The organism is Parachlamydia acanthamoebae, assembly GCF_000875975.1.
In the GTDB taxonomy this organism is placed as follows: domain Bacteria; phylum Chlamydiota; class Chlamydiia; order Chlamydiales; family Parachlamydiaceae; genus Parachlamydia; species Parachlamydia acanthamoebae.
Genome location: NZ_BAWW01000033.1, coordinates 171,415 through 191,884, shown reverse-complemented (window position 1 = coordinate 191,884; position 20,470 = coordinate 171,415). Strand labels below are relative to the sequence as shown.

At 40.3% G+C, this 20,470-nt stretch carries 16 protein-coding genes, 1 tRNA gene and 1 pseudogene; 11 read left to right on the top strand and 7 right to left on the bottom strand.

Going from position 1 to position 20,470, the window contains the following annotated elements; translation table 11 throughout:
* Window positions 1-203 (top strand): annotated as a pseudogene (locus AOM43_RS07970) (IS256 family transposase); the annotation flags it as partial.
* A gap of 163 nt (window positions 204-366) precedes the next feature.
* Here the strand turns inward: AOM43_RS07970 and AOM43_RS07965 are convergent.
* Window positions 367-453 (bottom strand) — tRNA-Ser (locus AOM43_RS07965).
* Window positions 454-633: 180 nt separating this feature from the next.
* On the opposite strand from AOM43_RS07965, the gene AOM43_RS07960 reads away from it, so the two are divergent.
* On the top strand, window positions 634-1,116 hold the full coding sequence (locus AOM43_RS07960; RefSeq protein ID WP_006342533.1) for an NUDIX hydrolase: 483 nt from the start codon (window positions 634-636) through the stop codon (window positions 1,114-1,116).
* Window positions 1,117-1,156: 40 nt separating this feature from the next.
* Here the strand turns inward: AOM43_RS07960 and AOM43_RS07955 are convergent, their stop codons facing one another.
* Genes AOM43_RS07955 through AOM43_RS07940 form a run of 4 tightly spaced genes read right to left on the bottom strand, consistent with a single transcriptional unit; the run spans window position 1,157 to window position 7,960 of the window.
* On the bottom strand, window positions 1,157-2,314 hold the full coding sequence (locus tag AOM43_RS07955) for an NADH:flavin oxidoreductase/NADH oxidase (protein ID WP_006342534.1): 1,158 nt from the start codon (window positions 2,312-2,314) through the stop codon (window positions 1,157-1,159).
* A 12-nt stretch (window positions 2,315-2,326) separates the two neighbouring features.
* Complete coding sequence (locus tag AOM43_RS07950) at window positions 2,327-5,536, bottom strand: efflux RND transporter permease subunit (RefSeq protein WP_059359794.1); 3,210 nt, start codon at window positions 5,534-5,536, stop codon at window positions 2,327-2,329.
* Window positions 5,536-6,720, bottom strand: coding sequence for an efflux RND transporter periplasmic adaptor subunit (locus tag AOM43_RS07945; RefSeq protein WP_059359791.1), 1,185 nt, complete (start codon window positions 6,718-6,720; stop codon window positions 5,536-5,538). Before AOM43_RS07945 ends, AOM43_RS07950 begins: the two co-directional genes overlap by 1 nt.
* 1 nt (window position 6,721) lies before the next feature.
* Window positions 6,722-7,960: a TolC family protein gene (locus AOM43_RS07940; RefSeq protein WP_059359789.1), complete on the bottom strand. Its 1,239-nt coding sequence runs from the start codon at window positions 7,958-7,960 to the stop codon at window positions 6,722-6,724.
* Between the two features lie 198 nt (window positions 7,961-8,158).
* On the opposite strand from AOM43_RS07940, the gene AOM43_RS07935 reads away from it, so the two are divergent.
* A complete protein-coding gene (locus AOM43_RS07935; protein WP_013925615.1) occupies window positions 8,159-9,682 on the top strand; it encodes a sodium-dependent transporter in 1,524 nt (507 codons plus the stop codon).
* 184 nt (window positions 9,683-9,866) lie between these two features.
* A complete protein-coding gene (locus AOM43_RS07930) occupies window positions 9,867-10,883 on the top strand; it encodes a hypothetical protein (RefSeq protein ID WP_059359787.1) in 1,017 nt (338 codons plus the stop codon).
* Between the two features lie 169 nt (window positions 10,884-11,052).
* On the opposite strand, the gene AOM43_RS07925 is transcribed toward AOM43_RS07930, so the two are convergent.
* A complete protein-coding gene (locus tag AOM43_RS07925; protein WP_006342540.1) occupies window positions 11,053-12,450 on the bottom strand; it encodes an ATP-binding protein in 1,398 nt (465 codons plus the stop codon).
* A gap of 299 nt (window positions 12,451-12,749) precedes the next feature.
* Between AOM43_RS07925 and AOM43_RS14090 the strand changes: the two genes are divergently transcribed.
* The 5 genes from AOM43_RS14090 (at window position 12,750) to AOM43_RS07905 (ending at window position 17,880) form a co-directional block, all read left to right on the top strand.
* The gene (locus AOM43_RS14090; RefSeq protein WP_144016296.1) at window positions 12,750-13,046 is read left to right on the top strand and encodes a phosphoglycerate mutase family protein; all 297 of its coding nucleotides are present in this window, start codon (window positions 12,750-12,752) and stop codon (window positions 13,044-13,046) included.
* A gap of 202 nt (window positions 13,047-13,248) precedes the next feature.
* Complete coding sequence (gene hisS, locus AOM43_RS07920) at window positions 13,249-14,694, top strand: histidine--tRNA ligase (RefSeq protein WP_006342542.1); 1,446 nt, start codon at window positions 13,249-13,251, stop codon at window positions 14,692-14,694.
* Between the two features lie 30 nt (window positions 14,695-14,724).
* Window positions 14,725-16,506, top strand: coding sequence for an aspartate--tRNA ligase (aspS, locus tag AOM43_RS07915; protein WP_013925617.1), 1,782 nt, complete (start codon window positions 14,725-14,727; stop codon window positions 16,504-16,506).
* Window positions 16,507-16,582: 76 nt separating this feature from the next.
* A complete protein-coding gene (locus AOM43_RS07910; RefSeq protein ID WP_006342544.1) occupies window positions 16,583-17,362 on the top strand; it encodes an FKBP-type peptidyl-prolyl cis-trans isomerase in 780 nt (259 codons plus the stop codon).
* Between the two features lie 65 nt (window positions 17,363-17,427).
* Window positions 17,428-17,880, top strand: a complete 453-nt coding sequence (locus AOM43_RS07905; protein ID WP_006342545.1) for a tRNA (cytidine(34)-2'-O)-methyltransferase — start codon at window positions 17,428-17,430, stop codon at window positions 17,878-17,880.
* 44 nt (window positions 17,881-17,924) lie between these two features.
* Here AOM43_RS07905 and trxA read toward each other — a convergent pair whose 3' ends face one another.
* The gene (gene trxA, locus AOM43_RS07900; RefSeq protein ID WP_006342546.1) at window positions 17,925-18,245 is read right to left on the bottom strand and encodes a thioredoxin; all 321 of its coding nucleotides are present in this window, start codon (window positions 18,243-18,245) and stop codon (window positions 17,925-17,927) included.
* 285 nt (window positions 18,246-18,530) lie between these two features.
* Here trxA and AOM43_RS07895 point away from each other — a divergent pair, with 285 nt between their 5' ends.
* Both AOM43_RS07895 and trhO read left to right on the top strand, forming a co-directional pair.
* A complete protein-coding gene (locus AOM43_RS07895; RefSeq protein WP_226987450.1) occupies window positions 18,531-19,430 on the top strand; it encodes a phosphatase domain-containing putative toxin in 900 nt (299 codons plus the stop codon).
* A 60-nt stretch (window positions 19,431-19,490) separates the two neighbouring features.
* On the top strand, window positions 19,491-20,438 hold the full coding sequence (trhO, locus tag AOM43_RS07890) for an oxygen-dependent tRNA uridine(34) hydroxylase TrhO (protein ID WP_059359785.1): 948 nt from the start codon (window positions 19,491-19,493) through the stop codon (window positions 20,436-20,438).
* Window positions 20,439-20,470: the final 32 nt, after the last annotated feature.

Below are 20,470 nucleotides of genomic sequence, written 5' to 3'. Positions count from 1 at the left end.
CATTTGCAACTATTAGGCACCGCACACGACAAACCAAAGGCTGTGGGTCCAGAACAGCTACACTTGCCATGGTTTACAAGCTTTCAATGGAAGCACAAAAGCGATGGCGAAAATTAAAAGGTCATGAGTGGATTAACAAACTGATTTTGAGTGTAGAGTTTAAAGATGGGGAAGAAGTCTTTAACGTGAAATACACAGCTTAATTTTTAAAAAATTGGATGCACTACTAGATGCTCAAAACACAACATTTGACAATATCTCGTATAGCCATTTCAGACCATCGTAAAAGTTAAAAGTCGTAAATAAGAAGAAAACGGATGATAAGCAAAAAAAACGGCTTGCAATATTTCTACTGCAAGCCGTTGTCGGAAAGAGAGGGATTTGAACCCTCGATACCCTCACGGGTATGCGTCCTTAGCAGGGACGTGCTTTCGGCCACTCAGCCATCTTTCCGTAAATCCCAAAATGTTACCTTACATGTAACAAATGAGAAGTGGTTATATTAGTCGTAATTCACTTTTTATGCAAGGAGAGCTTTTTTAAAAGTGATCATTTTTCTATAGAAATGTTGTTGATGAAATCCAACTTGGCTAAAATAGAGCTTTTTAACACATTCAACCCAGGTCTTTTTGCATGCAAACCTTTCAAGTTGCACCTATCACAATTACGGCGTTTATCATCAAAAAAGCAGAGCCGTATGATCAATATCTCATTCTACGCAGGTGCAGCTCCCATTTTTTTGGTAGCTGGCAACCAGTTACCGGGGGCATAGAGGACGGAGAAACGGCTTGGGAAGCCGCTCTTCGAGAAATTCAAGAAGAAACCGATCTTCAACCGGACAGATTTTATGCGGGTGAAGTGGTCGAGATTTATTACGAAGTGTATCGCAATGCCGTTGTCACAGTCCCTGTTTTTGTGGCTTTTATCGACACCCCACAAGAAGTTGCCACATCCCCAACTGAGCATGACGCCTTTTTATGGTTACCCTACGAAGAAGCATTCAGCTATCTAGAATTCGCTGAGCAACGACGAGCTCTCACTTATGTACATGAGAATTTTATACGCCGCAAACCAAGTGAATTGTTGCGCATTGAAATCCCCCAAAGTGTTGGCTAAAATTTAAAAAGCATATTCCTTTAAAGGAATATGCTTCATTTTATTTGTGCCTTCTCTCCACCGCATATCCATATTGAACAGGCCATGCGGGAGGTTGATTAGCGATGAGGTGTTCCGCCTTCAAAGCCCAGTAAGGTTCTCGGAGTAATTCTCGTCCAATAAAAACTAAATCCGCATCCCCACTCGTCACAATCTCATTTGCATACTGAGGCTCTGTGATTAATCCAACAGCACCCGTCAAAATTTTAGCTTCATCGCGCACCTGTCTAGCCAAAGGAACTTGGTAGCCTTTTCCCACAGGGATTTGAGCTTTTGGTACCATGCCACCAGAAGAGACATCGATTAAATCAATTCCCAAGGCCTTAAGTTTTCCTGCCAGAACGACAGATTGTTGAATATCCCACCCCCCTTCCACCCAATCCGTTCCCGAAATTCTCACAAATAGAGGAAGATCGTCTGGGATGATTCCGCGGAGTCTTTCGGCGACTTGCAGAAGCAAGCGCATCCGGTTTTCCAAGCTTCCCCCATATTGATCCGTACGCTGATTGCTAATGGGCGAAAGAAATTGATGGAGGAGATATCCGTGTGCTGAGTGAATCTCAATGAGCTTATATCCAGCTTTTAACGCTCTTTTACAGGCATTTTCAAAGGCCTTTATCATTTCATAGATCCCTTCTTCATTTAATTCTTCGGGACGGGGATCTGTGTCTAGGAAAGGAATTGGGCTAGGAGCAACAGTTGTCCAACCGCCCTCTTGCACGGTCTTTAAGCAAGCCCCACCTCTCCATGGCACATCGCAGCTTGCTTTTCGTCCTGCATGGGCAAGCTGAATCGCGGGTACAGCACCTTGACTCTGAACAAATTCAACTAAGCGGGAGTGAGGACCAATGTGATCATCACTCCAAATTCCCATATCAAAAGGTGTAATTCGTCCATCTCTTGTCACAGCAGTGGCTTCCACAACCACAAGCGAAACCCCACCCGCTGCCCGACTTCCTAAGTGCACTAAATGCCAATCATTCGGCATCCCCTCGATGGCACTGTATTGACACATGGGAGACATCACGATGCGATTGCGTAAGGTAATCCCTCGAATTTTTAAGGGGCTTAATAAATCAATATCAGGGATTTCCCGATCATGGTCACTTCCCGCTGTACACCCATGACAAATGGGTGCATGATGTTTTTCTTTTTCCATTTTATCAACCTTTTAAAAACGTTTATTCTCTTCCTCTATACCAAATAATTTAAATAAAGTTGGAAGAATTAATAATGTTAAAAGTGTCGAGCTAATCAGTCCTCCAATCACGACTGTTGCCAATGGCTTTTGAACTTCCGCTCCCGTCCCTGTAGCTAAAGCCATTGGAATGAATCCTAATGAAGCCACTAAAGCTGTCATTAAAACAGGTCGCAAACGTTGCAAGGCACCTTTTACAATTGCCTCATCCTGCGAAATATTTTGACGACTCAACTGGACGATCGAACTGATTAAAACAATTCCGTTTAGCACAGCAATCCCAGAAAGAGCAATAAATCCCACCGCCGCTGAAATGGAAAAAGGAAAATCTCTCAACCATAAAGCTAGGATTCCACCTGTCAAAGCAAATGGAACGCCGGAAAAAATAATCAGAGCTGAACGGATCGATTGAAAAGCAATGTATAAAAGCAAGAGGATCGCTCCAAGACAAATCGGCACAACTAATGCTAAACGTTGTCTGGCAGACATCAAATTTTCAAATTGACCACCCCATCCTAACCAATAACCTTTAGGTAAATTGACCTGCTTTTGAATCTGCTCTTTAGCCTGCTCAACAAAAGAACCGAGATCGCTCCCTCTTACATTGGCTTGAACAGCCACAAAGCGCTTGCCATTTTCTCTTCGAATCTCATTTAAACCTTCTGCAATTTTAATCTGAGCGATTTCGCTTAGAGGAACATTGGGAAAGTGCGCCCGTCCACCTTTAGTTGAAATGGGGATAGGTAAACCCGCTAAAGCTGTAGGATCCTCACGCAAATTCTCTGGTAGCTTGACCAGAATGTCAAAACGACGGTCCCCTTCAAAAATTTGCCCCGCCTTTCCACCTCCCGTTGCAATGGCTAAAACATCTAAGCCATCTGAAACATTCAGGCCGAGACGGCTGGCTGCATCTCGATCGATTTGCACATCCAAAACGGGTAACCCTTTCGTTTGATCGATTTTAACATCCGCAGCCCCTGGGAGCTTACGTAAAACAACAGCTACTTGCATGGCAGTCGATTGCATCTTATCAAAGTCATCCCCATAAATTTTAACCGCAAGATCACTTCTGACCCCTGATATTAATTCATTGAAACGCATCTCAATAGGCTGGGTGAATTCGTAATTATTCCCCGGAATTTTTTCTAATGCATTTTCTAATTTTACAATTAAATTTTCCTTCGAAAGATTGGGATTCGGCCATTCATTAGCCGATTTTAAAAAAATAAATGTATCGGAAACATTGGGAGGCATGGGATCTGTCGCAGCTTCCGCTGTCCCTGTTTTAGAGTACACATATGCCACCTCAGGGAATTTGCGAATGGTTTTTTCTACCTGCGATTGCATCAAAGTGGATTGCGTCAAAGAAGTACTCGGAATTCTTACCGCATGCATGGCTATGTCTTTTTCATCAAGCTTGGGAATAAATTCCTGCCCCAAAAAGTTGAAAAGAAACGCCGCAATTAAAATGGCCAATCCCCCACCCGCTAATGCTAAAATGGGTGCATTTAAACTTTTTTCAAGAATAGGCTTATACCATTTTTTGGTGACTTCAATGAGAGGATTTTCCTTCTCTTGTAAAGATCCTTTCACAAACACAAGAATCATAGAAGGAATGAACGTCAAAGAAAGGATGAATGCAGATAGCAAAGCAAATAACACGGTGATTGCCATGGGGTGAAACATTTTGCCTTCTACACCAGATAATGCCAAAATCGGAATATACACTAACATGATGATGGCCTGACCAAACACTGTAGGCTGAATCATTTCCTGACTTGCGCTCAAAACTTCGTTCGAACGTTCGTTGAAAGTCAATATCCGCCCCAATTCTTGTTGCTTATGGACCAGTCGACGCAAACAGTTTTCGGTGATAATCACGGCTCCATCTACAATGAGCCCGAAATCGATCGCACCCAAGCTCATTAGATTTCCACTGATATTAAATTTCGTCATCCCGATAGCTGTCATTAACATGGATAAGGGAATGATGGTGGCAGTAATCAAAGCGGCACGTATTTGTCCTAAGAAAAGGAAAAGAACGATGATAACTAACAGAGCCCCTTCACCCAAATTTTTAGCTACCGTTGTAATGGTGGCATTCACTAATTTTGTGCGATTTAGAACGGACCGAGCTTCAATATCTGGGGGTAGCGTTTGATTGATCTCCTGCAATTTTTGATCTACATTTTGGGCAACCGTGCGACTATTTGCACCGATTAACATCATGGCAGTCCCCACAACAGCTTCATGTCCATTTTTACTCGCACTGCCCGTGCGTTGCTCTTTCCCAATATTGACTTCAGCAATATCTTGGACACGAATTGGAATACCATCTCTTGTGGCTATTACAATCTTTTTAATTTCGCTGGGAGATTCTAAGCGTTCATCCGATTTAATTAAAAATGACTCGCCTCCCTTTTCAATATAGCCAGGGCCAATGCTTGTGTTATTCTTTTTAAGGGCATCCATGATTTCATGATAGCTTAAACCTAGGGCAATCATGCGCTCAATATTGGGCTCTACATGATATTGACGTACATATCCTCCAATTGAATCCACATCTGCCAATCCCCGAACCTCTTTCAGCTGGGGCTTAATGATCCAATCTTGCACGGTTCTCAAATAGGCAAATTTTTCAACATCCGTTTTTAATAGCTGCCCTTCAGGAGTTAAATAAACATCTTCTTTTTGCCAGCCTGGAGATCCTGGAGTGAATTGAGCATCTTTCCCGTTCGGATGTTTGAAATCTACGGTCCACATATACACTTCCCCAAGACCTGTGGAGATAGGACCCATCCGCACATCCGCCCCTTCGGGAAGATTCTGTTTGATCGTTCCTAGTCTTTCATTAATTTGCTGACGCGCAAAATATAGATCCAAATGATCATCGAAAATAGCTGTCACTTGTGAAAATCCATTTCTGGTTAGTGACCGAGTTAACTGTAAACCTGGAATACCTGCTAGAGCGGTTTCAATCACATAGGTCACTTGTTTTTCCATCTGAACAGGTGAAAAACCTGGTAACACCGTGTTAATTTGGACCTGATTATTCGTGATATCTGGAACAGCATCGATAGGGAGTTGTGTGAAAGAATAAATTCCATAGGCAGCAACAACTAAAGTGATAAAAATGACCGCGTAGGGATAACGTAAGGCTCTTTGCAAAATCGCGTGAATCATTAATGTTCATGCTCCGCTTCAGCTTTGCCTAGTTCAGCTTTTAATAAAAACGTGTGTGAAGCCGCATATTTTTCTCCGGATTTAATGCCCGAAAGCACTTCCACATTGTTTTTATCACTCGTTCCCTTTTGAATCTCTCGGCTCTCAAAGCCATCGTGCGTTTTAATGAAGAGAACATCCTGTCCGTTAATATTTTGAATGGCCTCTTTTGGCACAACAATATCGGCAGGAACTTTTTTTGTTCCGATATTCACCGTCACAAATGTTCCCGGTCTCCATTTGTTCTCATCATTTTGCAATTCTGCAATGGCTTTTGCTGTGATGGTTTCTTCTTGAATGATGGGACTTAAGTAGATAATTTTGGCATCTGCTGTGAGGTTTTCAATTGGAATTGTGATTTCCACATGCTGCCCTTCTTTGACTTTGTAAGCATCTTTGGGGTAAATCCCTATTTCAACCCATACTTTAGACACATCTGCGACTTCATAAATGACAGCAGTACTTTCTACAAATTCTCCGGTCGTAATGTGCCGTTGTAAAATAGTTCCATCTATTGGTGCATAAACGGTATATAAACGGAGAGAGGGGTCATTTTCCTGTGCAAAATCAGAAAGGGCTTCATCATTGATCCCCAAAGCCTGCAACTTCTGCTTAGCGAGTTGTAATTGTATTTTGGAATCCTCATAAGACGATTTTGCATTCAAATAATCTTGTTCGGGAGAAATTTTTTTGTCATATAAACGGGATTCTCGTTCAAAAAGAGATTTACTTAACCGCATTTTTTCTAAAGCAGCTAGATACGTCGCCTTCATATCCGCAATTTCACGACTCTCAAAAACCGCAAGTGGCTCTCCTTGTTTGACGGTATCCCCGATATTTTTCTTGGCTTCCTTGACAACACCCGAAATTTTGGGAAGAACATGCGCAAGACGATCGGGATGCAACACAATTTTTCCTCGGGCTGATAGCTGAAGGTCTAGCTCTCCTGATGAGGCCTCCTTAATTTGAATGTCAAAATCTTTAATCTGCTGAGGCGTCAAATGAATAAAATTTTCTTGGGCATGGTCATGCACAGCAACTTTATCTCCATCATTTACCTCTGTCTTTCTCTCGGCGCCCCATCCAAACCACAGCATGAGAAAAAGCAGAACGCCTCCAATAAGCAAGATTATTTTTCTTTCCATCCTAATCAACCTGACTGCTTAAATACCGAAGTTCGGCCTGTTTGCTATGATAATTTTTTAAAGCTTGGACATAATGATCTTCGATCTCAAATAGGGTCCTTTGTGAATCCAGCATGTCTAAATATTCAAATTTCCCCTCTCTATAACCTTCTTCAGATAATTTAAAAGCTTGTAATGCCGCTTCTAAAATCCCTTCTTTTAATCGTTTCGATTCATGATAACTACGCATAAACTCTCGGTGTATTGCAGCTGATTTATTCTCTAATAAAACTTGCAAGGCCATAAATGAATCTTCCAATTTGCGTAGATTGGCTCGTGATTTTTCAATATTTCCTTGATTTCGATTAAATACCGGAATAGGCAATGAGGCACCTAATATCATGCCTTGATTGTGTGTGTCCCGTATAGTCTTATACCCAACAGATAGGGTTACATCTGGAATTGCAAGCGACTTCTCTAAATAAACACTTTGCAGACTCGCGCTTTGCTCGAGTTGGGCTTGAATCCATTCTGGATGGTCGTGTAAGTAAGCCAAATAGGCATCTAGAGATTGGGGAGCTTGGATAAAATAAAAATTAAAGCCCACACTCTCAAAATCAGGCACTGTCTCCCCCCAAAATTGAGAGACTTGCTCACGAGCCGTTTCAAAATTTACTCGAACCTTTTCTAATAAAATATCCGCGTTCGCAACGCTAATTTCGGCCTTATGCTTTTGGATGATGGACACTTTCCCAGCCTCCACTTTTGCCGAAACAACATATAAAACTTCTTTAGCAATTTTGTTTTGTTCTTTCACAATGCGCAATTGCTCTTGTGCCGCCACAAGATCAATAAAGGCTCTCGTAAAGCGATTCAAAAGTTGAAGTTTGGCAACTTCCACACCTAGACAGGCTGCTCGAAAAAGATAATCGGTTGTTTTGGACCGAAGTTCTCTCTTCCCTCCTGTTTCAATTAATTGCGCGTATTCATAGCGAGATTCGGCCGCATTCCATCCATGCCAATTGCGATTTCCAAAAACGTTTTCGACGCTATAGGACAAAATAGGGTTGGGATAAAATCCCGCCTGAACATGAAGTCCTTTTTTTTCTTCTGCCTCTGCCTCACTCATTTTTAACTGAGGAGAGCAAGCGAGTACGCGTTGAATTCCCTCCTCTAGCGTTAACACTTTTTCTTGAGAAACGGCTAGGGCTGTGGCGAAGAAAGACAAAAACAAAATAAGTATAATCAAGCTCTTCTGCATAAAATATGCGTTTCCCCAAAAAAACAGATCTAATCTTTATCTACTCTTTCATGCAATCTGAAGCAAGCTCGAAGTACAGGCAGCTCGATTTCAATAAAAGAATTATTCCTTGATTATTAGGTCTTTAAAATGTTATCCTTGGCTAAAATTAAAAAATATTTTAAAATAGTTCTTACAACTTTCAAAAAGGGAGCATCCATGTCGAATCATTCATCCGACACATGGAACAAACAGTCGGGTTATATTTGGTCATTAATTGGCTCAGCTGTTGGATTTGCTAACGTGCTGGCTTTTAGTGCTCAAGTTTACAAAAATGGAGGAGGCGCGTTTCTAATTCCTTATTTTATCGCTCTTCTTAGCCTTGGTGTTCCGATGTTGCTGCTTGAAGGGTTGATTGGATACCAGTGGAAGCTTCCTGTCGTTAGCGCCTACGGAAAAGTATTGGGTAAAAAAGGCAAAATGTTAGGCTGGCTTGCGATTTTGAGCTGCATGACAATTGGCGGTTTTTACATTGTTTTAACAGGTTACTCGGTCGCGTATACGTATTTTGCTGCAACTAATCAAATTCCCGACGACTCCCAAGCATTTTTTCTTCATTCCTTCTTGAATATTACGCCATCTATTCGTGAATTCGGGTCTCTTTCATGGACTATTTTGCTTTCTACTGTAGCCGTTTGTACAGCAACCTGGTTCGTCCTTGTGCGTAATGTCAAAGATGGAATTGAAAAGATTTGCACATTGTTTATGCCTTTAATGGCCTTTATTATGACCCTTTTGGCTGTAGTCATGCTTTGCTTGCCCGGGGGAATTAATGGGTTGTATTTTTACCTGAAACCCGACTTTTCTAAATTGCTCGATCCTACTTTGTGGAGAGATGTTTTTGGACAACTTTTCTTTAGCCTCTCATTGGGATTAGGAATTATTGTCGGTTACTCCAGACATACAGGCCAAAATACGAATATTGCACGCGCCATGATTTGGGTGGGATTAGGTGACTTTGCAGTCTCCTTTATCTCAGGATTGGCTATTTTTGGTTGTTTAGCTCACGTCAGCTATATCCAACAAATTCCTTTTGATGCGATTCTATCAACAGATTCCACATTTGATATTGGATTTATTCTATTTCCAACCATGTTAAAGTTTTTTGGAACGACGCTCTCGATTGTCATGGGTGTTATCTTCTTTACCTGCATTTTTATTGCAGGGATTACAGGTGTTTTTTCCATTGTAGAAAGCATCGCTGGAAACTTCGAAGTGGAATTCGCTTTTTCACGCAAAAAAGCTGTGACCATTACAACCGCTATCTTGGGAATGTTTGGAATCGCGTTTTGCATGGGCAATGGATCGCACATCATTGACGCCTTAGCTCCTATGGTATTGGGTATAAATATGTTAATTGGCGGATTAGCCCTGATTGCTACATTCCAATATGCATCAAAGACAACACGCGAAGACCCGCTATGGTACAGCGGCAATAAATTGACAATATATGCCTTTTTACTGCGCTATTTTGCACCCTGTGTATTGACTTGCATCCTGGTAGGTAACTTGCTTCAAGAATTTGATGGCTTTGATATTGCCAAAGGAGTCCGCTGGTCTTGGCTTGTAGGGGCACTCTTCTTCTCTGGTTTCTTAACTTGGTCAACAGAATTTAGCTGGTTCACTCAACGAAAACCTCTCTTTAAAGCAAAAACACCAGAAGTAATCGGATCGTCTGAATAATCTAGGGGAGGGCTCAAGTCCTCCTTTTTTGTAATGCCCACACGGACTTGCCTCAAGAACCACAGCAAGACGACTTAAGCCAAGTGAGGATTTGTGAAAAAATCTAATTAACCATGAGATAGACAAGAGTTTATTTCTAGTTTAAAGTTTGATTTCTGAGATTAAAAAAGAGGAATAAAATTAAATGATTAAAAAATTTTCCACCTTAATAATATTTCTGATATGCGCGACTTCTGGCTTTGCGGCGCCTCTACTTCATGTTGTTCACAATGTATATGAAAAAGGGTTTAGTATCGATGGGTATGATCTTTTATATGATGAACAAAATAAAAATGAAATAAAATTAGGCGATCAATTTTACATACAAGATAAAACAATTGATCAAATTACAGAGGGAAGCTACCAATACCTTCTGCTTTTAACGAACCCTAAGACTCGTGAAACTTCATGTTTTAAATCTAGAATTATCAACAATCAAGATTCAGTCCCTATACTCGACGTGGAAAAACTGGAATCTGGGGATTATAATGTAACCCTTGAAGATGGCTCTCAGCACAAATTAACACACCAACAGAATAAATCTTTCCAAGTCGAACCCGGTGATATGCTTTCATTTGGAGGGCTCGATCATTATGCATTATGGAGAAATTATTATGGTAATTTTGAAGAACATCGGGCTGATGGTTCCAAGCATTGGCTTGGGGATTTACCCAAGGAAGAAAAATCCGTATGGGATAATAGTGGACTTTCCAATAGAAACATGCTCTTTTTTGGAGGAGCGGTTTTAGACTGGCATTATTCGGCTTACTCAAAGACTTGGAATTATCCCGATTGTATTTTTTATACAGTAACAATTAACCGAGATAATGTTCCATTGCCCGGTTTTTTTAGAACCACTGGTTTATTTAGGAAACCAACCCCTTTAGTAAATTCAAATACCTTTCGAATTCGTTGGGCTGGCGAATATGAAATCAAGCGCACAGTAGCTTGTATCGTGAGTTATTATCTTATTGAATTTTTCGATTTCTATCCAGGATCTAAGCTCTCCCTCAACAATCCGGATGATCTAGACAAACTTCAGTCTTGCAACACATTACGTTTTGTGAGTAAAAAGAATGAGCGAGAATTCATTTTTGAAACCCCTGATAAAGAAAAAATTATCCTTAGCCTTGATCTACAAAAAAGAGCGAGACAATATTAATCTTTTTCTTATCAAACCAGACCTAGTGGGAATCCTGCAATTTGTAAATTGCAGGATTCCGGACGGATAGACCAAGCTCTTCACTCTTTCAGCTATATCAATAAAACCTTCCTGATTTTCTCAGGTTTGATTTTTGCTCTTGCTAGGATATGGAAATTTAAGCTTTCTGTTAACTTTCTCCTCGTCGATCTGAATTCTTTAAAACCCAATATGTATTCCGTCCATTCCCAATTTTTTCTAAAAATTTTCTTTGCTTTAATTCAAATAATTCGGCTCTCAAAGTTCTTTCAGAAATAGAATGATTGAACTTTTCATATATATCTTTGGCTGTAAGTTTTTTGTTGCCTCGAAAAAAAGAAATTAACTCTTCTTGCCTATAGGTAAGTTGTGTTAGATCTTCAGAGAGAACATAGGCGTCTTTTAAGGAGTGAGGCTCAATGATTACCCTTAAAGCTAATCCCAATTCTTGCCAGACTGGAAGAGGATAATTATCCTTGCGACATACAGCTTCAATCCGTTTATAACCTGTACCCCATTCCTCTATGAAACGTAATTCCCGAAAAACTCTAGCAATCACTTTGTTTCTTACATGACTAACGCCCGAAAAAAAATCTTCCATTGTATATCCGAATGGAAGCATCCCTGGACTTTCTATTTCCATGCGATCGGAATAAATCATCAATCGACAATGCATTCCTCGAAGAGAATAATCGCCATGGACTAAAGCATTGGCCATAACTTCGCGAATTATAATAGGTGAATATTCTGGAATATCCTTTCTTTTGATTTGAGTTATTTTTGAACCTTGAGCAGTGTTTCTTTTGATAAATTTCTGGATCTCTTCAATTGCTTCTATAATAGAACCCTGCGTATCGTATTGATCAATAAATTCTACCTTTTCCGTTCCCAAAAACCTCGCACAGCGAACCACCGCATTTGGAAAAAAATGTTCCCGGATTTGATCTTTACCAAACAGAATCACCCCACCATTTGAACAAATCGTTTTCTTTAAATGAGGAACAAGAACTCCAAGGCTAATTAATTTTTGCTGATCAATCTCTTTACCTATACCGCTAAATAGTTTTTTAATTTTTTCCATATCAAGATCATGAATATCTGTACCAGGACACGGCTGTTGGTCGAAAAATTTCTTGGATTTAGAGCGATTTAATTCATCTAACAATTCTTGTTCTGCAACTCTATTTGTTGAACCTAGTCTGACATAAACACCTTTAATTGGACCTTTTGCCTTCAAGTAAAACGGTCCAAGCCAATGAGCAACTTTGATGATAAGAAGAGAGGCTTCTTCTATCGATATAACATCAATTTCAGGCATTAAAGGGGGATAAATACTATCTGATATCGCATTCGTCAAACGTTCTTCTGCTTCAAAGACATCCTTGATTCCTGTAACACTTCCATCATTTTCTTTTCCTACAATTAAAATGCCACCTGCGGTGTTAGCAAATGCAACGAGAGTTTTAAGAATAGGTTGTAGAGAAGAAAGATCCCTTTTAAATTCTAAAGTCCTTCCTTCTGGCATGTTTAAAAGCTTTAAAATATCCATCGTACTTCCTTAGCAGAATATCAATAGTCTCTTTTACCTCCAAATTCTGCCAGATTCTGCCAGATTTTGCCAGATAAACATATGTCTTTTCAGATATCTGAATGTATGGTTTTTTGGATTTTCAAATCGCTGGATTTCCAGATCATGCCAGATTCTGCCAGATTCTGCCAGATTCTGCCAGATTCTTGACAAATACATTCATTTTATTTAAAAAAATGGAAAATAAAAATATTTTGTAAAAAAACAGCGGCTTAATAGCTAAACTAATTTGGTTTTACAATTATGTCATTTGAAAATTTTTGTACTTTTTGTGTTGCCAGCCTGGGACAATACCCGATAATTATATAGAGCCCAAGATATCAAAACACACACTTACGGGACGTTGGAGCAGTTCAGATGCAACAGCCCTATCTGAAGAAGGCATTAATAACGCTGAAAGAATAGCTAAGATGTTTAAAAACGTTGGCTTTTGCATAGCTTTAAGCGCTTATACTAGCCGAACGATAGAAACGGCCTCGCTCATTTTGAATATTGATGAACACGGAAATGTGAGATTAAGAGAAGAACCACGAGGTAGTATTTCCTTCGAAAGCTAGGATGCTATTCGAAGGCAACGATCCAGTTGCCTTCTACCTTCCAAACTTTAAGTTTCAACTAATTTCAATTCAGCCATTTATAAAATATAAATCTCAAATATTAAAACTGAATATTTTTCAATCCCCTCCACTTCGCCTTTTTTTTGACTCTTTTCTTTCAACAACATATACTTGTGTGACTTAGTAAAAAAAGGATGATTTTATGGATATTTCTAAACCTCCAGGCGTTTTCGATATACTTCCCCGTGGCACAGAAGAGACTTGGCAGCTATCTCATTTATGGACATATGTAGAATCCGTTATCCGCAAACTTGCTGCTGAATATGGTTTTGAAGAAATTCGCACACCTATTTTTGAACGCACAGAATTGTTCAAAAGAGGTGTTGGAGAAGCAACTGATGTAGTTTCAAAGGAAATGTACACCTTTGAAGATCGCGGTGGTAGGTCCATGTCCCTACGCCCTGAAGGCACTGCCCCTGTTGTTAGATCTTTTGTCGAACATAATCTCCATACAGAATCCCGCACACACAAGCTTTTTTACATCGGCCCAATGTTCCGCTACGAGCGCTCCCAAGCTGGACGTTATCGTCAACACCATCAGTTTGGTGTCGAAGTCATTGGTTGCGATGCGCCTGAACAAGATGCAGAAGTCATTGATCTTCTCTACACACTGTACAGACGTCTAGGTCTGTCTAACCTGCAAGTTTATATTAACTCCATTGGAACACCAGAAGCCCGCATTGCTTATAAAGAAGCTTTGAAAAACTATTTAAAAGAGCATTTTGATGGCCTTTCAGAAGATAGTAAAACACGTTTTGAAACAAATCCTTTGCGTATCTTAGACTCTAAAAATCCTGGCGATCAAAAAATCGTCGCTTCAGCGCCTTCGATCCTCGACTTTTTGGATGATGCATCACGCACCCACTTTGAAACCGTCAAACAACTTCTGACACAATTAAACATTCCTTTTGTAGTCAACTCCAACCTTGTCCGGGGTTTAGATTATTACAACAAAACTGTTTTTGAAATTGTTTCCGGCCAACTAGGGGCTCAAAACAGCGTCGGTGGCGGCGGTCGTTACGATGGATTAATTAAAACGATCGGCGGGCCAGATCTTCCTGCACTTGGCTTTGGAACTGGCATTGAAAGAATTATCCAAACAATGCTAAAGCAAGAAATTGCTCTTCCTAATCCCTATCAACCCGCATTATTCTTTATTCCTCTGGGTAAAGAAGCCGAAAAAACATGTTTTACGCTGGCACACGATCTTCGTCAAAAAGGCATATCGGTTCAAATGGATTTCTCAAGAAAAAAAATTGGAAAAGCGATGCAGCTTGCCAATCAGGTGGGAGCTCGTTTTGTCGCCGTTGTGGGTGACCAAGAACTCCAAAAAAGAGAAGTCCAACTGAAAGAAATGGCGACTGGGGAAACTTATACAGCACCTCTCTTTCATCTAAATCGAATTCTGGAAATCGAAACAAGCTCCCATGACATTTTGAAAGTTTGGAATGAAATGCATAGACCTTTTGAAGAGCCTGGAGAAGCCGAGTTCTTTTTTAAAAAAATTTCCCAATCTATCGAACAAACGAAAAATCTGACTCAGCAGCTTCAAAGTGCCATGGAAGAAATCCAAGATATCATTGAATAACTAAACTGATTGTCGATTTTCAGGAGATATATGTTTAATTTTGTTAGAACCCACGATTGTGGGTCATTGCGTCAAGAAGATACAGGCACCTCCGTAATCCTTTCGGGATGGGTTCATCGTCGTCGTGACCATGGAGGTCTTATCTTCATCGATTTACGCGACCGCTATGGTTTAACTCAACTTGTATTTGACCCAGAAACGAATGCTGCAGCTCATGCTGTGAGTGAAAAACTGCGTTCGGAATGGGTCATTTCTATTCAAGGTCACGTCATCGAACGTACGCTTGATATGAAAAACCCCAAATTAGCAACTGGAGACATCGAAGTTGTTGTAGACCATATTGAAGTTTTGTCTACCGCTAAAACTCCTCCTTTCTCTATTTGTGATGAATCGATTGAAGTGCATGAAGAACTCCGTTTAAAGTACCGCTATCTGGATATTCGCCGAGGCGATGTGGCCGAAAAACTCATTGTTAGACATAAAGCAATGCTCACTACGCGCAATTATCTCAGCCAAAGAGGTTTTCTCGAAATTTCCACTCCTATTCTTGGAAAATCCACTCCAGAAGGGGCTCGTGACTATCTGGTTCCTTCTCGCGTTCACCCGGGAAGTTTCTATGCGCTTCCTCAATCGCCTCAAATTTTTAAGCAACTCTTAATGGTTGCGGGAATGGATCGATACTTTCAAATCGCCCCTTGCTTCCGAGATGAAGACCTTCGTGCAGATAGACAGCCCGAGTTTACACAAATCGATCTCGAAATGAGCTTTGCAACACCAGATATTCTCATTCCAATCATTGAAGGCCTCATACAAACGCTATTTAAAGAATGCTGCTCCATTGAGATCCCCTCCTCATTTGAAACACTTTCTCATGCCATTTGCATGGAAAAATATGGCTGCGACAGACCGGACATGCGCTTTGAAATGACACTTTCTACGCTTGACGACATTGTGGCAGGATCTAGCTTTTCTGTATTTCTTGATCAGCTTCGCGAAGGCGGAACTGTTAAGGGGATTTGCGTTAAAGGCGGCTCTGACATAACGCGCAAAGGAATTGAAACCTATACAGAATTTGTCGGACGTTTTGGAATCAATGGATTAGCTTGGATGAAAATGCAAGAAGGCACATTAACCTCTAATATTGTCAAATTCTTTACACCTGAACAGCAACAACAACTGATCGAACGGTTGCAGGTTGAAAACGGTGATTTAATTTTCATGGTGGCTGATCAAAAATCAAGCACTAACCAAGCTCTCGACCATCTACGTCGGCGCATTGCAAAAGATCGCAATCTGATTCCTTCAAATACCTATCGATTCTTGTGGGTAAGAGATTTCCCTTTATTTAATTGGAATCCAGATGAACAGCGCTTAGAAAGCGAACATCATCCCTTTACATCCCCTCTTCCAGAAGATTTGCATTTGCTAGATTCAGATCCTTTAAAAATGCGCTCTTCCGGATATGATCTCGTATTAAACGGGTATGAAGTTGGAGGCGGCTCTCAGCGGATTCACAGCAGTGAATTGCAGCAAAAGATTTTCGAAAAGCTCAAATTAACACCCGAAGAACTCAAAACAAAATTTGGATTTTTCCTTGAAGCATTAAGCTTCGGAACACCTCCTCACTTAGGTCTGGCATTAGGATTGGATCGTTTGGTCATGCTCCTAACAGGTACAGATAACATTCGAGATGTCATTGCTTTCCCTAAAACACAAAAAGCCAGTGACCTTATGCTCGAATGCCCCTCTTTGGTGGTAAAAAAGCAGCTGCATGAACTCGGAATTTCCGTCGAAGAAGAAAAGAAACACTGATTTTTTTGACAGAATTTCGCGGATCGCCTAAAGTACAAGATTGATTTTATTTCCAATTAGGAGGAGAAATTTATTTATGATTAAGAAAAGTCGCATATGGGCTCTTGTTGCTCTATCAAGCCTATTTCTTCAAGCTGGTGCTCTTTCTGCTGATCAAACAGCAACTCAACAGGAGTCTAAACCTGCGCAAGCAGCTCCTCAAGAGATCGACATCATGAAACTTTCTGAAGCATTCGGTAACTTTATTGGTCGTAATTTGAATGCTCCAGGCATTAAGTTCGATCTCGAAAGCATCATTAAAGGAATGCGAGATGGGGCAGCCAATAAACCGTCACCATTGACAGATCAAGAATACGAAACAATGATGACTCAGTTGCAAGCAAAGGCTTACACAGAGCTAGCGAGTGAAAATTTAAAGGCTGCTAATCAGTTTTTAAAGGATAACCTCAAAACAGCAAATCTCGTGGAAATTGAGCCAGGCAAGCTTCAGTATGTGATCGTCGAAGCAGGCCATGAGCCAACAGTCACAGAACATGCTTCTCCTCTTGTTAAATATACAGGAAAGTATATTGATGGATCCGTTTTCGGAAGCTCAGATGACACTGGAGGCCCTATTACAGTACCTCTAGACCAAACAATACCAGGCTTTAGCAAAGGTATTTTAGGGATGAAAGAAGGGGAAAAACGTAAACTGTTCGTGCACCCTGATTTAGGCTACGGCACTTCAGGACATCTTTCTCCAAACTCACTCCTCATTTTTGACGTTGAAGTGATTAAATCAGATAACAGTGCGGAAGACAAATCCAAGCCTTTACCTGATTTTTCTGATGAAAATTCAGACAAAAATTCTCGCTAAGTTTCATTCATATTGCTAGGCAGCTATTTCACAATAGCTGCCTTTCTTTTTTAAGGTTTAATTGCGTGGCTGTTGTTCTTTTCCAACCTCAAATTCCTCAAAATACAGGGAATGTTGTACGTACTTGTGCTGTAACGGGACAAAATCTCATCTTAATTGGTCCCCTCGGCTTTTCCATAACTGATCGCTGGCTAAAACGGGCGGGGCTCGATTATTGGGAAGGTGTCAATGTTCAGGTTCTAGACAATCTTGAAGAGTTGTTAGACAGAACCTCTGAAAATTTCTATTTCTTTTCAAGCCATGCCACACAAAACTACACAGATGTAAGCTATCAACCCAAAGATCTACTTATCTTTGGCGCTGAAACACATGGACTGCCCGAATCGATTACAAACAAATGGCCGAATCGTTGTGTGAAAATTCCTATGGTCTCTGGTGTGCGTTGCTTGAATTTAGCAACATCAGTAGGAATAGGCGTCTATGAAGCATGGAGACAACAAGGATTTAAAAAAGAATAACCTCTTTTGAAAATCGAGTTCAATTTCAAAAGAGGTTAAAATCGTTAGAGAGCGGCTGTGATCAACTGTCGCAACGCATCAATATCTTTTAAGCCAACAACTCGGCGAACTTCTGCACCATCTTTAAAAAGAATGATGGTTGGAATAGAAGTGACTCCAAGATCCGCTGTGGTTTCCTGAGCATTTTCAATGTCAAGCTTTGCGATCGTCGCTTTTCCGTCCATTTCTGTGGCTAGCTGTTCAATCACAGGAGCAATCATACGGCAAGGACCACACCAATCTGCGTAAAAATCAACTAAGGTTACACCCTTAGAAATGGTTTCTTGAAAATTTTTATCATCTAAATATTTTAATTGTTCTGCCATATTCTCCCCTTATTTTAGTGAATGAGAAAATCCGAACAAGTCGGAGCGTCTTTTTATCTCTACTCTTATTATCGCATATTCTTTCGTTTTCTTCCACCGATTTCCTCCTAGCCAATTTTGCTAAAATGAATGAAGGTATCTTTATTAAATCTTTAAGTTTGCGTGTTATATATTTTCTCTAATTTAAACGTGGACCAGCGCATGTTTCTAACCTAACATTTTGTGTTTAAAAAGTTAGAAAATTGGATCCATATTTTTAAACTGTTTTTGGGCCTTGGATTTTGCATGCTTAAAGTTTTTTATATCACTGCAGTGATTTTTATTTTTTTCTTTTTCATTTACCCGCTGATTGGAAAATCCACGGCCTCATTTTTATTAGTCAATATGTCTAATCAAGATGAAATGCCACGTCATTTTCGTATTTGCCATCAAGAATTGGCCCCTTCCATAAACTCTGATCATCTGTCAGATTTAAATGCCTCGGCAAGCGCTCAGTTTTGTGCAAATTCCCTACAAAAGATCTTATCTATTCTCCCCACGAATAAAGTGACAATTGTTGATCTGCGCGAAGAATCGCACGGTTTTATTAATGGTGATGCAGTCAGTTGGTATGGAACAAGAGGCTGGAGCAACCGCGGTAAAACGCTTGATCAAATCGAGGATGATCAACTACAAAAACTTTCTAAAAGTGGAAAACAACCTTTTTTAGTCGCCTATAAACAAAAAACATACCCTGTGCTTCTTTTTCCACGTGACATTTTTACAGAAGAAGAGCTTGCCCACTCGCTTAATGTCGATTACTTGCGACTTCCTGTAACGGATCATTGCCGCCCTACAGATGAAATCATCGACCAGTTTCTTGAATTTGTTAAAACACTTTCGCCCGATACATGGTTACATTTCCATTGTTCAGCTGGACAGGGAAGAACCACGACCTTCCTAGTGATGTATGATATCGTCAAAAATGCCACAAAAGTTTCTCTTGAAAATATCGTCAAAAGACATGAAGCATTGGGGGGAATCAATATTCTTTCTTTACCGTCCGATCATTTTTGGAAGCATGAACATGCCGAGCAAAGAGCCGAGTTTATTCGTTTGTTTTATGAATATTGTAAGGACGGCCATCATTTGGAAACACCCTGGTCTCTTTGGTTTGAAAAAAAATGGCACGCTTTGAATGACTAGAAAAAAAGACAACTTTAATCTATACTCATCTTCATTTTTAATTAAACCCAACGATTTGCCATGCCGTATTATGTTTTAGCTTACTATCATTTCACTCCATTAGAAAATCCACGAGAAGAAGTGATATCTCACCAAAAATTTTTTAAAGACAGAGACGTTTCATCTCGTATTTACATCTCCGAACAAGGTATCAACGGGCAGATGAGCGCCTCCGACCAAGATGCTGAAGCCTACATGAACTGGTTGCATGCCAAACCCGATTTTGCAACAGTTGAATTTAAACTGCATACACATCATGAGCATGTTTTTCCTCGAAAAAGTGTTAAATATAGAAAAAACCTAGTCGCATACGACAAAGCCGTTAATCTAAACTTGCGAGGAGAACACGTTTCCCCCAAAAAATGGCGTGAAATGCTAGAAGACCAAGAACACAAAATTTTGATTGATGTGCGCAACGATTATGAGTGGAAAGTTGGTCATTTTGAAAATGCAGAACTCCCTCCTTGCGAAACTTTTCGCGATTTTGATGGATATTCTGACAACCTAAAAGAACAAGTCGATCCAAAAAAAACGCCGGTCATGATGTATTGTACAGGTGGGATACGATGTGAGCTTTACTCCTCCATTTTAAAAGAAAAAGGATTTGAAAAAGTCTACCAACTTCATGGGGGAGTCATTAATTATGGTCTTCAGGAAGGTTCTTCACATTGGAAAGGAAAGCTCTTTGTATTTGACGACAGGATGACAGTTCCCATCAGTGAGGAAGAGTCCGAAGTGATCGCAAAATGCCACCATTGCGGTGTTTCAGCAGAATCTTATTACAACTGCGCAAATATGGATTGCAACCATTTGTTTATTTGCTGTTCTGATTGCCTATTGGAATTAGCAGGTTGCTGTAAGGAGGCATGCAAAGACGCTCCAAGAGTTCGCCCTTATCACGATCAAAATCCTCACAAACCATTTCGTAAATGGCATAATTACTTCACAGAAAAGAAAAAAGAAGCCTAATCTTTTTCTTTTTCTCTCCTTTGCCTCCTGAA